Source organism: Micromonospora sp. H61, assembly GCF_018070325.1.
Classification (GTDB): domain Bacteria; phylum Actinomycetota; class Actinomycetes; order Mycobacteriales; family Micromonosporaceae; genus Micromonospora; species Micromonospora salmantinae.
The window spans coordinates 37,168-50,640 of sequence record NZ_JAGPXY010000024.1 but is presented as its reverse complement, the minus strand read 5'-3'; the positions used below and the strand labels follow the sequence as shown (position 1 = coordinate 50,640).

Annotated in this window: 13 protein-coding genes; 6 read left to right on the top strand and 7 right to left on the bottom strand. The window is 72.1% G+C overall.

All coding sequences use genetic code 11. The features are described 5' to 3' along the window. Nucleotides 1-123: 123 nt before the first annotated feature. From KBX08_RS14805 to KBX08_RS14790, 4 genes are all read left to right on the top strand, one after another. Nucleotides 124-1,416 (top strand): sensor domain-containing protein, encoded by a 1,293-nt coding sequence (locus tag KBX08_RS14805; RefSeq protein WP_210784069.1) that lies wholly within the window; start codon nt 124-126, stop codon nt 1,414-1,416. Then, complete coding sequence (locus KBX08_RS14800) at nt 1,404-2,069, top strand: response regulator transcription factor (RefSeq protein ID WP_210784068.1); 666 nt, start codon at nt 1,404-1,406, stop codon at nt 2,067-2,069. The genes KBX08_RS14805 and KBX08_RS14800 overlap by 13 nt, the downstream gene beginning before the upstream one ends. 96 nt (nt 2,070-2,165) lie before the next feature. After that, the gene (locus tag KBX08_RS14795; RefSeq protein WP_210784067.1) at nt 2,166-3,227 is read left to right on the top strand and encodes a Gfo/Idh/MocA family oxidoreductase; all 1,062 of its coding nucleotides are present in this window, start codon (nt 2,166-2,168) and stop codon (nt 3,225-3,227) included. Between the two features lie 260 nt (nt 3,228-3,487). Then, entirely contained in the window at nt 3,488-4,015 is a 528-nt protein-coding gene (locus KBX08_RS14790) for a DUF1062 domain-containing protein (RefSeq protein ID WP_238688026.1), read from the top strand. A 42-nt stretch (nt 4,016-4,057) separates the two neighbouring features. Here the strand turns inward: KBX08_RS14790 and KBX08_RS14785 are convergent, their stop codons facing one another. From KBX08_RS14785 to KBX08_RS14775, 3 genes are all read right to left on the bottom strand, one after another. Further along, nucleotides 4,058-4,234: a hypothetical protein gene (locus tag KBX08_RS14785; protein WP_210784065.1), complete on the bottom strand. Its 177-nt coding sequence runs from the start codon at nt 4,232-4,234 to the stop codon at nt 4,058-4,060. 509 nt (nt 4,235-4,743) lie between these two features. Then, nucleotides 4,744-4,965 (bottom strand): hypothetical protein, encoded by a 222-nt coding sequence (locus KBX08_RS14780; protein WP_030335934.1) that lies wholly within the window; start codon nt 4,963-4,965, stop codon nt 4,744-4,746. 301 nt (nt 4,966-5,266) lie between these two features. Further along, nucleotides 5,267-6,361, bottom strand: coding sequence for a PIN domain-containing protein (locus KBX08_RS14775; protein ID WP_210784064.1), 1,095 nt, complete (start codon nt 6,359-6,361; stop codon nt 5,267-5,269). Between the two features lie 219 nt (nt 6,362-6,580). Here KBX08_RS14775 and KBX08_RS14770 point away from each other — a divergent pair, with 219 nt between their 5' ends. Next, nucleotides 6,581-8,617 carry a glycosyl hydrolase family 28-related protein gene (locus tag KBX08_RS14770; protein ID WP_210784063.1) on the top strand — a complete coding sequence of 679 codons (2,037 nt, stop codon included), beginning with the start codon at nt 6,581-6,583 and terminating at the stop codon, nt 8,615-8,617. A 45-nt stretch (nt 8,618-8,662) separates the two neighbouring features. On the opposite strand, the gene KBX08_RS14765 is transcribed toward KBX08_RS14770, so the two are convergent. The 4 genes from KBX08_RS14765 to KBX08_RS14750 all read right to left on the bottom strand — a co-directional run bounded on the left by KBX08_RS14765 (nt 8,663) and on the right by KBX08_RS14750 (nt 12,672). Then, entirely contained in the window at nt 8,663-9,298 is a 636-nt protein-coding gene (locus KBX08_RS14765) for a hypothetical protein (RefSeq protein WP_210784062.1), read from the bottom strand. A gap of 13 nt (nt 9,299-9,311) precedes the next feature. Then, the gene (locus KBX08_RS14760) at nt 9,312-10,406 is read right to left on the bottom strand and encodes an SRPBCC domain-containing protein (protein WP_247669429.1); all 1,095 of its coding nucleotides are present in this window, start codon (nt 10,404-10,406) and stop codon (nt 9,312-9,314) included. Nucleotides 10,407-10,477: 71 nt separating this feature from the next. Beyond that, nucleotides 10,478-11,527 (bottom strand): nitronate monooxygenase family protein, encoded by a 1,050-nt coding sequence (locus tag KBX08_RS14755; protein WP_210784060.1) that lies wholly within the window; start codon nt 11,525-11,527, stop codon nt 10,478-10,480. Nucleotides 11,528-11,556: 29 nt separating this feature from the next. Further along, nucleotides 11,557-12,672 carry a hypothetical protein gene (locus KBX08_RS14750; protein WP_247669420.1) on the bottom strand — a complete coding sequence of 372 codons (1,116 nt, stop codon included), beginning with the start codon at nt 12,670-12,672 and terminating at the stop codon, nt 11,557-11,559. A 360-nt stretch (nt 12,673-13,032) separates the two neighbouring features. On the opposite strand from KBX08_RS14750, the gene KBX08_RS14745 reads away from it, so the two are divergent. Then, on the top strand, nt 13,033-13,305 hold the full coding sequence (locus tag KBX08_RS14745) for a hypothetical protein (protein ID WP_210784059.1): 273 nt from the start codon (nt 13,033-13,035) through the stop codon (nt 13,303-13,305). The last annotated feature ends 168 nt before the right edge of the window (nt 13,306-13,473 follow it).

Genomic DNA, 13,473 nt, shown 5'->3' with positions numbered 1-13,473 from the left:
GTGACGGCGCGTTCTTCCCGTTTCCGGACCCCGCACACCCGTTCCCCGGTAGTGCTGGGCATACCCCGAAGAGTGGATCTGGACGGCTGGGGCACCCGGTCGCTCCCGATTAGCGTCTGCTGCATGACCACGCAACCCCCTTCGCACCTGGCCGAGGCGCTACGCCGCCGCCGCTGGCTGATCTCCGGGTGGCCCTGGCGCGCGCTGGCCTACCTGGTGACCACAGTGCCGATCGCCGGCGTCCTCGGTGTCGGGCTGCTCGTCATCGGCGCGCCCCTGCTGGCCGCCGCCAACGGGCTCCGCCAGCACGGCCGACCGCCGAGCATCGCCCTGATGCTGTTCCTGGCGACCGGCAGCCTCATCCTGTTGGCGTTGGCCCCGCTGGTGAGCTTCCCGGTGGCCGTCGTCGAGCGGTGGCGCGTCGGGCTCGTCGACGGTCGTCCGCTGGCCTCGTCGCCGTGGCCGGGCCTGGTCGCCCGCTACCGCAGCGCCGCGACCTGGCGGGAGGTGGCGTACCTGTTCTGGCTGGGCGGGTTCACTCCGGTCGCCTACTGGGTGTTCCTGGTGCTGGTGCTGCTCGACCTCGGAATGATCTCCAGCCCCTGGCTGGCCGGCGACGCCGACCAGCCGGTGGTGATCTGGCAGCCGATCGACAGCACCGGCGAAGCCATTCCGTACGCGATCGTGGGGGTGCTGCTGATCCCGGTTCTCTGGTACGCCGTCGGTCTGCTCGCCGCCGTCCAGGCAGCCGTGGCCCGGTGGTTGCTGGCCCACCCGGTGGACGCGGCGGCGCTGCGCGAGGTCACCCGCTCCCGCACCCGACTGGTCGGCGCGTACGAGGCCGAACGCCGCCGCATCGAGCGCGACCTGCACGACGGCGCACAGCCCCGGCTCACCAGCCTCACCCTCCAGCTGGGGCTGGCCCGGCTGGACGTGCCCGAGGACTCCCCCGCCTCCCGACCACTCGCCGTGGCGCACGACCAGGCCCGGGGACTGATGGTGATGCTGCGGCAGTTGGTGCACGGCATCCGCCCGCAGAGCCTCACCGACCTCGGCCTGGCCGGCGCCGTACGCGAGCTGGCCGACGCCGCCACCATCCCCGTCGCTGTGCACGCCGACCTGTACGACGAGCTGCCGGAGATCGTGGAGACCACCGCCTACTTCGTGGTCTCCGAGGCGCTGGGCAACGTGGCCCGGCACGCCCGGGCGACCCACGCCGACGTACGCGTCACCCGGGCCGGCGGTGACCTCGTCGTCGAGGTGACCGACGACGGTCACGGCGGCGCCGACCCGGCCCGGGGCACCGGCCTGACCGGGCTCGCCGACCGGATCGCCGCCGTGGACGGCCGGCTGCTGCTGTCCAGCCCGCCCGGCGGGCCTACGGTGGTGCGGGTGGAGCTGCCATGTCGTCGGTGACCCGGGTGGTGCTCGCCGAGGACGAGGTGCTGCTGCGGGAGGGTCTGGTCGCGCTGCTGACCCGCTTCGACTTCACTGTGTGCGCGGCCGTCGGCTCCGCACCGGACCTGCTGGCGGCGGCCCGCGACCACCAACCGGACCTGGTGCTGACCGACATCCGGATGCCGCCGGGCCGCCGCGACGACGGGCTGCGCGCGGCCGTCGCGCTGCGCGCCGAGCGACCTGACCTCCCGGTCGTGGTGCTCAGCCAGTACGTGCAGACCGGGTACGCGGCGGCGCTGCTGGACAGCGGCGACGGCCAACGCGTCGGCTACCTGCTCAAGGACCGGGTCGCCGAGGTCACCGAGTTCGTCGACACGCTGCGCCGGGTCGCCGGCGGCGGCACCGCCATCGACCCGGACGTGGTCCGGCAACTGCTGCACCGCCCCCGCGACCCGCTCGCCGCACTGTCCGCCCGGGAACGCGAGGTGTTGGCGCTGCTCGCCGAGGGACGGTCCAACGCGTCGATCGCCGGGCGGCTGCACGTCAGCGAGGCAGCGGTCGGCAAGCACGTCGGCAACATCCTGCTGAAGCTCGACCTGCCCCCCAGCGACGACACCAACCGTCGGGTGCTCGCGGTCCTCACCTACCTGCGCGCCGACCCGGTGAGCTGACGGGCCGAGATCGGGCCCGACCGCCCCCGGCGTAGATTCTTCTCAGCGGTACCGGCGCCCAGGTCAGGGCGCCGACCAGGGAGACGGGGGAACGGCATGACGAAGGCGCTGCGGGTTGGTCTGCTGGGGTACGGGCTGGCGGGACGGGTGTTCCACGCGCCGCTGATCGCCGCGACTCCCGGGCTGCGACTCGACGCCATCGTGACCCGCGATCCGCAGCGACGCGAGCAGGCGCGACAGCACTTCCCGGACGCCCGCCTGGTCGACGACGCCGACGAGCTGTGGCGTACCCCCGACGCCCTGGACCTGGTCGTGGTGGCGACGCCGAACCGGCAGCACGTGCCGATGGCACGCGCGGCGCTCGCCGCCGGCCTGCCGGTCGTCGTCGACAAGCCGCTCTCCCCTACCGCCGCTGAGGGCCGCGTGCTGATCGACGAGGCTACCGAGCGAGGGGTGCCGCTGACGGTCTTTCAGAACCGGCGCTGGGACGGCGACTTCCTGACCGTCCGCCGCCTGGTCGAGCAGGGCGAGTTGGGGCAGGTGCTGCGCTTCGAGTCCCGGTTCGAGCGGTTCCGTCCGACGATCAAGCCGGGCTGGCGGGAGCTCGCCGGTCCGGAAGAGGCCGGCGGTGCCCTCTTCGACCTCGGCGCCCACCTCGTCGACCAGGCGGTGCAGTTGTTCGGCAGTGTCGACCGGGTCTACGCGGAGGTGGACCGTCGCCGTGCGGGCGCGGCCGTCGACGACGACGCCTTCGTGGCGTTGACCCACGCCAACGGGGTCCACTCGCACCTGTGGATGGGCGCGGTGACCGCGCAGCTCGGGCCGCGCCTCCGGGTGCTGGGCGACCGGGCCGGCTACACCAGCTACGGGCTGGACGTGCAGGAGGCGGCGCTGCACGACGGTGGCCGACCGGACCAGCCGGGCTGGGGCGAGGTCCCGTCGGACCGCTACGGCCTGCTCGGCGTCGACGGTGACCTGCGGCCGGTGCCGACCGAACCCGGCGCGTACCAGAGCTTCTACGCCCAGGTGGCGGCTGCGCTGCGCGACGGTGCGCCGATGCCGGTGGACCCACGGGACTCCGTCCACACTGTCGAGTTGATCGAGCTGGCCCACCGGTCGGCGGCCGAGGGCGTGGTGCTGCCGGTCCCGACCGCCTGACCGGGGCGGACACCTGAGCGATCGGTACCTCCCGGCACCCGGGCTCCTGACGCGTACGCGAAAACCAGTGGAGCGGCGCCACCGTGCGCCGTTAGCGTGCTGCGCAACCAGGTCGTCTAGGCAAGGACGTGCCGTTGTACACCCTGTGAGACCTCCCGAGAGCTGATCTGTCGCGCGTCGCGCAGTTGCGCCGCGCTCCTTTTTGCTGCGGACTTCTCACTGAAAACCGGTGTACTTCTGTGCTCATAAATTGGGCCGTCGTGCCCACCTGCCTACCGATCATTCGCCGCCGTTGCCACGCGTGCGCGTCCCAACGCCTTCGGGCGAGCGGCAAGTTCCGTGTCAACGCCAACCACAAGATCCTCGACGTCTGGCTGCTCGCGCTCTGCACCGTGTGCGGGGAGACGGCGAAGCTCACCGTCCTGGAGCGGATGACCGTGCGCTCCATCCCACCCGAACTGCTGGACCGGCTCCATGCCAACGACCCGGGCCTGACCGCCGAACTGCTCCGGGATCCGACCGTCCAGCACCGAAACCGATTCGTCCTGGACTGGGACAACGCCTGGCGTTTCGACACCGGCGGATCGGATCACCTGGACCTCGACGTGATCGACGTCGCGGTCCGCAACGCGGCACGGATCCCGGTCCGGCCGACCCGACTGATCGCTGAGGGTTGCGGTCTGTCGCGGGGCGAGGTCGACCGACTGATAGCGGAGGGGAAGGTCGTTTCGGCGTTCCGGTTGAGCGGCAAGCTCTCCGGCGACTTCACCTTCACGCTGAAGCGCTGACCCGCTCCTCGGGGCCTGTCCGGCAGAACGCCGGGCAGGCCCCTAGCCGGCGCTCTCCTCGGAGAGGGCTTCGTCCGGCGTCCGGGCGTCGTCGTCGGTCAGCGCGTCATCGTCGGTCAGCCCGTCGTCCGACGAGGTGGCCAGGTCGGCGAGCCGCCGCTCGGCCTCCCGGACCTCCTCGTCGAGCCTGGGGTTCTCCTCGTCGGGACCCTGCGACATGGGACCTCCATCGGGCGCGACCGGCAGACCTCCGGGTACCCGACCTAAGGGCGGAGACACGGATGTCTGCCGCTGCCCTTTGATCAAGTGATGAAAAACAGCTGTATCTGCCCCTCGAGACCTACTTCTCATCACTTGATCAAGGAGATCCCACGTCTTCCGCGACCCAGAGGCCACGGCCCTGAAGACCCACCACCAAGCCGCGTGTCTGAAGGACGATGATCGCCCGCTGAACCGTTATCACACTGACGGGTGTTGGATACGCACTGGACTCGGGCTCTGGAGAGGCCGTGGCGAGCGGGCGGTTGCCTTGAGTGCCAAGGTCGCGACATCTGCCCGCAACTGGATTGGGCGTTAGCGCTTCTGGCAGATGCTGCTTCCGTCATGCTTCAGAAGCGGTGACGCGTGAGCTGAGCGGTTTCGGCGGACCAACGTACCGAGCGCCGGGCCGGTCGGCGGGCGCGCCGGGCTGGAGCCCGGGAGCGTTGCCGACCCGGCCCGGTGCCGGATCAGCGCTGCTTCAGCTCGCGCCAGGATGGGTGGGTGCCGCGCCAGGCGTCGGCGAGGATGGCCGCCGAGGCCCGGCTGGGGCACTGCTGCACCCGCTCACGACCCGACGCCCCACCGATCTGGGCGCGGACCTCCCAACCCTGCCCGTCAGTACGGATGTACACGTCCCGGCGCCCGCGCGGGGTCGTGTCTCCGTTCCACCAGTGTTCCTCCACCTTCATTCGCCGACCGTATAGCAATTCCCGCGCCGAGGGTACGGCGCAGGTATGCCCGGACCGGGGCAAGAGCGACATTCCAGGCGCATTTCAGCCCAACCGTTGACGGTTCGAAACCATAACGGGCGGTTCTCCCGCTCCTGACTTGCGAATCAGGAACCCCGCCCCACTCTGCACCCTCCCCGCAACTCCCACCCCCAACCCTTGTTGATCAAGAGGTTCGCGTCACGAATCCCGTTCCCGGTGACGCGAACCTCTTGATCAACACGCGGGAGACACGCGGGAGACACGAGAGGGGGCAGCGCGGTCAGGTTTGGGTTGTCAGGAGGTAGTCGTCGGCTTCGGGGCTCCAGCGCAGATCCAGTACGCCGGCGGTGGCGGCGGCCTTGCAGAACTGCAGGAAGCTGCGGTAGCCGAGCTTCTTCTCGCTGAAGTCGGGGCGGGCCCGGCGTACCTGGTTCTTCAACCCGGACAACGCCACCGGGTTGCCGCCGCTACCCAGGTCCGCCACGACGCCCCGGAGTAGGCCGAACGCCACCTCGCGGTCGCCGTGCTCGGGCAGCGAGACCTCGGGGTCACCCTTCGCCGGGCCTTCGGCCAGCTCGATCACGTTGCGCTCGGCGAGGTGGCGCAGCAGTTCGCCGAAGGTACGGAAGCCGTAGTCGGACTCGCTGAAGGTGGGGTCCTTGCGCAGCAGGGTGCGCTTGAGGCGGGAGGCGGTGACCTCACCGTTGGCGCTGCCCTGCAACCCGGCGACCGACTGGGCGACGAGCACGGCGAGGGCGTCCACGTCGCGGCCGGGCTCCTCCCCCGCCGGCCGGCGGTCAACCTCCGGCTCGTGCTCCCGCTCCGGCTCGGGTGGGCGTTGCTCCGCGCCGGCCTGCCGGGTGGCGGGACGAGCGCGCCGACCACGGGCCGGCGGGATGTCCACGCCCTCCAGCCGGTCGTAGTACAGGAACTCGTCGCACGCCGGGGGAAGCAGCCCCGAGGTGGACCCCTCGACCCCGACGCCGATGACCCGCTTGTTCAGCTCGCGCAGCTTGTGCACTAGCGGAGTGAAGTCGCTGTCACCACTACAGATCACGAAGGTGGAGATGTAGTCGCGCTCGAACGCCAACTCGATCGCGTCGACGGCCATCTTGATGTCCGCGGCGTTCTTACGGGACGCGCCCATCCGCTGCGGGATCTCGATCAGCTCGACGTGGGACCGGGTGAGCATCCGGCGGTCCTCGTCGAAGTAGGACCAGTCGGCGTACGCCCGGCGGACCACCACCCGACCTCGTTCGGCCAGCGCGTCGGCGATGGGCCGGAAGTCGAAGGCCGCGCCGCCGCGATGGTCGCGCGCGCCCAACGCGAGGTTCTCGTAATCGAGGAAGAGGGCAATCCGGTCTTCTTGATCCACGCGGATCAGCCTACGCCGGGCATGAGCTGGTCGGGGTAGGCGACGCGCGACACCTCAACTCGACGACCGTCCATTTCTTGCGGCCTCATAGTCGTTTATTTTCGTTGTTCGATAGACGTCTTGCAGTGCCCTGTCCGGTGCTGCATCATGACGATCAATGTCGGGCGTTGGGGGAACGCCGGGCGGACCTCCACCACCACCCACCCAGGAGGGTCACCGATGTTTCGCAGCCTCACGCCGGCGCGGGGACGCCCCGGCCGGCCCAGCGGCACCGCCGTCGCGCTCGCGGCCGGTCTCGCCGTGCTGGTCGCCGGGCCCACCGCGGCCGCCGCCAGTCCACCCGCGCCCGTCGGCGCGCAGCCGGTGGTCACCCGGGCCGCACTCGATCCGGCGCTGGTCGCCGGACGCGGCGCGGACGTCGACTTCCTTGAGCAGGAAGCGGAGAACGCCCGCACCAACGGCGAGATCATCGGGCCCGACCGGACCGCCTACACGCTGCCCTCGGAGGCTTCCGGCCGCCGGGCGGTCCGGCTCACCCCCGGGGAGTACGTGGAGTTCGTCCTGCCCAGCGCGGCGAACGGGGTCACCGTGCGGTACAGCATCCCGGACGCGCCAGAGGGCGGTGGGATCACCGCCCCGCTGCGGGTCGCCGTCAACGGCAAGCACCTGCGCACCATGACGCTCACGTCGCAGTACTCGTGGCTCTACAACCAGTACCCGTTCACCAACGACCCACAGGCCGGGCTGCTGCACCCGGACTGGTGGATCACCGAGTGCCAGTGCGTGCCGTCGGCCACCACGCCGTACCCGAGCATCGACAAGCCGTTCCGGCCCACCCACTTCTACGACGAGCAGCGGCTGCTGCTCGGGCGTACCTACCGGGCCGGCGACAAGGTCCGGCTCACCGCGCCGCCCGGTAGCGCCGCCGCCTGGACCGTCATCGACCTGCTCGACTCCGAGTTGGTCGCGCCGCCACACGTCCGGCTGCTCGCCGCGAACGTGCTCGCCTTCGGCGCCGACCCCACCGGCCGGCGGGACTCCGCCGACGCGCTGGACCGGGCCATCGCCTTCGCTCGGCGCGCCCACCTCAAGGTGTACGTCCCGCCGGGCACCTACCAGGTCAACCGGCACATCATCGTCGACGACGTGACCATCGAGGGCGCCGGCAACTGGTACACCACCATCAAGGGCCGCGAGGTCGCCCTGCCGACCCCCGCACCGGACGGCTCGATGCACACCGGAGTCGGGTTCTACGGTCGGGACGCCACCGACGGCGGCAGCCGTAACGTGCACCTCTCCGGCTTCGCCATCGAGGGCGACGTGCGGGAGCGCATCGACACCGACCAGGTCAACGCGATCGGTGGGGCGATGAGCGACTCCACCATCGACGGGCTCTACCTGCACCACACCAAGGCCGGCTTGTGGTTCGACGGCCCGATGCGCAACGTCCGGGTCACCAACAACGTCATCGTCGACCAGATCGCCGACGCGCTCAACTTCCACACCGGCGTGACCGACTCCCTCGTGTCGCACAACTTCGTCCGCAACACCGGCGACGACGGCCTGGCGATGTGGTCGGAGAAGACCGCCAACGCGCGGAACACGTTCGACCACAACACAGTGCAGTCACCGACCCTGGCCAACGGCATCGCCATCTACGGCGGCACCGACACCACCGTCTCGCACAACCTGGTCGCCGACCCGGTACGCGAGGGCAGCGGCCTGCACGCCGGTGCCCGCTTCGGCGCGGAGCCGTTCACCGGGTACCTGCGGTTCACCAACAACACCACCGCCCGCGCCGGCACGTACGAGCTGAACTGGAACATCGGGCTGGGCGCGATCTGGGTCTTCGCCCTGGATCGCAGCATCGAGGCGCCCATCGAGGTGACCGGCGACGCGTACCTGGACAACACGTACAACGCGATCATGCTGGTCAGTGACTGGCCGGTGAAGGATCTCTACTCGATCTCCGATGCGCGGTTCCGGGACGTCCGGGTCGACGGCACCGGCACCTCGGTGGTCAGCGCCCGCGCGGCCGGCTCCGCCTCGTTCGCCAACGTGGACGCCCGCAACGTTGGCGCGGTCGGCGTCAACAACTGCGGATCGTTCCACTTCACCCCGGCCGGTTCGGAGTTCACACTGACCGACCTCGGCGGCAACGACGGCGGGTGGCTCGCGCCGTGGCTGCTGCCCAACACCATCACCTGCGACGACCGGCCGCCCGTGTCGCCGCCCCCGCCTCCGGCGCAGTGGTGACAGCGGTGGGCGGCCCGAGCGATCGGGCCGCCCACCGCACACCGATCAGCGCGTCCTGGCGTACGCCAAAGGCACGGTCGTGGACTGACCGTGCCATCTGCCGCGCAGCGTGCCCCCGGCCGGCCCGTCGGCCCCGGCTCCCGGCCGGCGCACGACGACCAGCTCGACGGTGTCGGTGTCGATGAGCGTGCGGTCCTCGTCGACCACCCGTCGCACCGCGCCGACGACCGGCACCTGGGCGTCGGGGGCGCCGTCGACGACGACAGTCACCGTCGGCTCACGCACCTCGCGCCGGCCGTCGACCTCGAAGTACTGCTCCGCCTGGCCGCTGCCGGTGAGGATCGCGTGGGCCAGCGCGGCCGCGTACACCGGGTCGACGCAGCCGTCGTACACCCAGCGCCGGCCGAGCACCGAGTGCTCGGTGGTGCCGACCAGCCAGCTGTCCGCACCCTCGAGGGGCGCGGCGCGGTAGGTGAGCGGAACATGGTGGACCGGCCCGTCGGCGGCACCGACCAGCATCGTCTCGATGCCAACCTCGCCGGCCGGGTCGTCGAAGCGGTAGGCGCCCCGGCTCACCACCTCGACGCCGGTCGGTCCGGCGAACCATTGTCGGTCGGGCAGCCAGGCCGTCAGCAGGTCCAGCTTCGTGGGGTGCAGGGTCGCCCTGTGCAGCAGTGCCATGACGGCAGCCTAGTCAGAGGCCCGCGCACTGTTGCCCGCCGATCGTGCAGCCCTCCGGCTCCCGGGCGTTCGGCCGGCTGTCGCGGACGTCGAAGCTGATCGTCTGGGATCCCCCGGCCGCCAGGGCGGCTCCGGTGAAGGTGATCACCTGTCTGTCCTGTCGCCAGTTCGCGCCGTCGACGTCGTCGACTGTGGTGCCTTCGGCGAGGGTGACCACCACTGCCCAGTCCGCCACCGGTGCGCCACCGGGGTTGCGGACCACGATCTCGCCGGTGTAGCCGAACAGTCGGTCGGAGTCGGTCTCGTATCGGGCCGTGACGGGCGCCGGTGGTGGAGGTGGCGGTGGCGCAGCCGACGCGGGTGTCCGCGAGGGCTTCGCCGACGGGGTCCGACTCGGCGAGGTGGTCGCCGACGCGGTGGTCCGGGAGGGGCGCGCCGAGGGGGTCGCCGTGGGGGCGACGGTCACCGTGCCGGCCGTCACGGTAGGCGACGCGGTCGCGGTCGGCGCGGGCGCGGCGGACGGCTTCGAGTCGGGCGGCAACGTCACCCATGCCGCCGTACCCGCCACCACCACGGCACCCGCGACCACGGCGACCAGCGTGCGACGCCGACGAGGGTTGCGGCCGGCCCTGCCGCGTACGCCGATCAGCGGCAGTTCCGCGGTCATCCCACCGTCGGCCCGGCGCAGGTCGACCTGCTGGAAGGCGAGCCAGTCGAGGATGGCCGGCAGCCGTACCGTCAGCGCCTGCCGGAGCTGTTGCTCGCGCGGCTCGTGCTGCTCGGCGGACCACGCGCCGTGCGTGCTGACCTCCCGTAGCTCCAGCCGGCAGCCCTGCTTCGTGGTCGTGACCGTGCAGGTCAGCTCGCTGAGCCGACCTGCCTCGTCGCAGGCCAGCACGAGCAGGTCCGGTTCCTGCCGCTCGGTCACCTCGACCTCGACGTTGGCCTCGAAGCCGGGCAGACCGGCGGTGTGCAGCAGCATCCGGTCCGGTACGCCCTCGACCATCTCGGCCTCGGCGAACCACCGGCCGAGCAACTCCCGATCGGTCAGGGCGCGCCAGACCCGCTCAGCCGGGTGGGAAAGCTCGACCTGCGCACCGATCTCCATCACGGCGAGACTCTAACGGGTTGCCCCGCCCGGCCTGTCCCGCCCGCCCGAGACGGTTGCCGGCGTCCTGGTCAGCCCCAGCGGCTGGACCGCTCGACCACTGTGGCCAGCGCGGCCCGGGCGTGGGCGCTCACCTCGGCGACCACCTGCGCCGCCGGCATGTCCCGAGCCAGCGGGTGTGCCTGCCCGGCCCACAGGTTGACCACCGATGCGTCCGCGTCGCGCCGGGCGGCGGCGAGCAGGGGACGCGTCAGGTGCAGCACCTGGGGGTAACCGCGCGGTGCCACCGCGTCGTGCTCGCGCAGGAAGTCGTTGGCCACGCCACGGGCCCGCTTACCGGTGTACGCCCGGGTCAACGCGGTCGGCGCGGCACCGGCCACCGCCGCCCGGTGCATCGGCGAACTGCCCGCCTCCGGACAGCGCAGGAAGGCCGTGCCGAGTTGCGCGGCGGCGGCGCCGGCAGCCAGCACGGCGGCCACCGAGGGCCCGTCGACGAGGCCACCCGCGGCCACCAACGGCCGGTCACAGCGAGCGGCGGTCAGCCGGAGCAGCGGCAGCAACCCGAAGTCGTCGTCGTCCGGCAGGCCGCCGCGATGCCCACCGGCCTCGGTGCCCTGCACCACCACCGCGTCCACACCCAGGTCGGCGGCGGCGGTCGCGGCGTCCGGGCGGGTGACGGTGGCCCACACCTCGGTGCCCCGCTCGCGCAGGGCGGTCACCGCCGCCCGGTCGGGCAGCCCGAACACGAAGGACACGACCGGGACCGGGTCCGCGAGCAACGCGGCCAGCTTCTCCGGGTACGCGTCGTCGCCGCCCACCGGCTCGCCCAGGCTCACGCCGCGTTGCGCGGCCTGCGGGGCAAGCCGTTCGGCGTACGCCCGAACGGCGGCCTCGTCGACGTCGCCAGGGTCGGGCAGGAAAAGGTTCACGCCGAACGGCCGATCGGTACGCGCGCGGACGTCGGCGACGTCGGCGACCAGCCGGCCGGTGTCGATCATCCCGGCGGCGAGGAAGCCCAGCCCACCCGCGGCGGACACGGCGGCCACCAGCGCAGGCGTGGACGGGCCACCAGCCATCGGGGCGGCGATGATCGGGTGGCGCAACGTGGACAGGACGGACATCCCCCCATCCTGCCGCAGGACCGACCCGCTCACCGGCGCGCGGTGTGCCTCCACCGCAGCACGCCGGCCAACCCGAGCAGGATCAGCAGTGTTCCCGCGCCGAGGGCCAGCGGCCAGGTCCGCGCGCCCTCTCCGCCGTCGACCTCTCCGGCGGCCGGACGGACCGCAGTGGGCGACACCGGGTCGACGGACTCCGTGGAGGGCGCGGCGGTGACCGTGGTGGCCGTGGCCGGATAGCGCAGGATCGTCGGGCGGGTGCCGGCTGGTTGACCGGCGGACTCGGAGACGGTCAGCAACGACCGCCCGTCCCGGCTGTAGGTGATCGACTCGCCCTGGGGCTCGTCCGGCAACGGGGTGATCCGCGGGGTGCCGGTGGTCAACGCGCGAACCACGTCGCCGTCGGGCACGTCGTACTCGAAGGCGTCGGCGTAGCTGCGCAGCGCCACCCGCCGTCCGTCCGGTGCGCTCGCCGCGCCGGTGATCACCCCGCGGCCCAGGAACGAGAACGGATTGCTGGTCGTGGTCGAGGGCACTGTCACCTGGCCGAGCGCGGTCAGCGGCGTCGGCGCGTCCGGCCGCAACGCGGTGGTCGGCGCGTACAGGAAGACCGTGCCACTGCCGCCCTTGGTGACGATCAGCGGCCGACCGGACGCGTCGAGCAGCAGCGCCTCGGCGTCGTGCGGACGGTCCGGGTAGGTCATCCGGTGCAGCACCGGCTGCTTCGCCCCCGGCGCGAGCCGCCACACGCCGACAGTCGTCCGGGTGCGGTCGTTGTCGCCGATGTCGGCGACCCAGACGGTGCCGTCCCGGCCGATGGCCATGTCCTCGGTGTCGCGGGGCCGGGACGGGAAGGAGACGGTGCGCACCACAGCGCAGCGCTGGTCGAGGAAGAAGATCCGGCGGCGGGCCTCGTCGTCGGCCCCGTCGTTGATCACCACGTACCCGTCGTCGGTGGCGACCATCCCGGAGATCTCGCGCAGCCGGTCGTCGCGCACCTGGCAGACCGGCGTCCCCGCTGCCGCGCCCGCCGTGGCAGCGGCCGGCACCAGCACCACGGCCGGGGGCAGCATGCCCGCGAGCAACGCGGTCAGTACCGCCCCCGCACGAGCACGCCGCCCCCAGGTCAACCGTCCACGTACCCGCATCGCCCACCCTCCTCGTCGCGGCCGTGACCGGCCACCCGCCCATCCTGGCTGATCCCGGCCACGGTCGGCGGTCATCGGGGGGACGCGCCGACCGCAACCCGACCGGGCCGAGGCCGCCGCCATCCTCACCGAGGTCTTTCCCGGCCACGACCTCGACGAGATCGACACCCCGCCGGCGCTCTTCGTCGTTCACGGGCACCCGCTGCGCCTGGGAACTGGGGGCGGCCACCACGGTACGGAATCCGACCGCGGGCCACTGCCGCCGGTCGTGACGCTGACCGGCGTGCCGGCGTGAGTGCGGCGCTGGCGGGTAGGCAGCGGCCCGGCGGCATGTCGACACCCGCCGGGTGGGAGGCTCCGATGAGCACGTACCGGGACGAACAGGGCGGCACGTTCCCTCCGCCGGAGGCGGATGCCCTGGAACAACGGCAGGACGCGTTCGACGTCGGGCCGCCGGACCGGGTGTCGGGGGACGTGGACCCGGAGGCGGCCGAGGCCGACCTGGCCGAGCAGGGCGCCTTCCCGGCGGGCGCGCTCGAGGAGGTGACGTCGCTGCCGGCCGACGCCAACCCGGCGGACGCCCTCGAACAGCGCCAGGAGATCCCGGCCCGCGACGAGGGGCGTCGCACCTGACCACACCCGCCCCGAGCCGGCTTCGGCCGCCAAGCGGCTCCACCGCCAAGGCGGGGCTGCCCTCGGAACGGGCCCGGCCACCCACAGGGCCTGGCCCACCCACGCGGCTCCGGTCACCCACACAGGTGCCGCCCACGTACACGGATCCGGCTACCCACACGGGCTCCC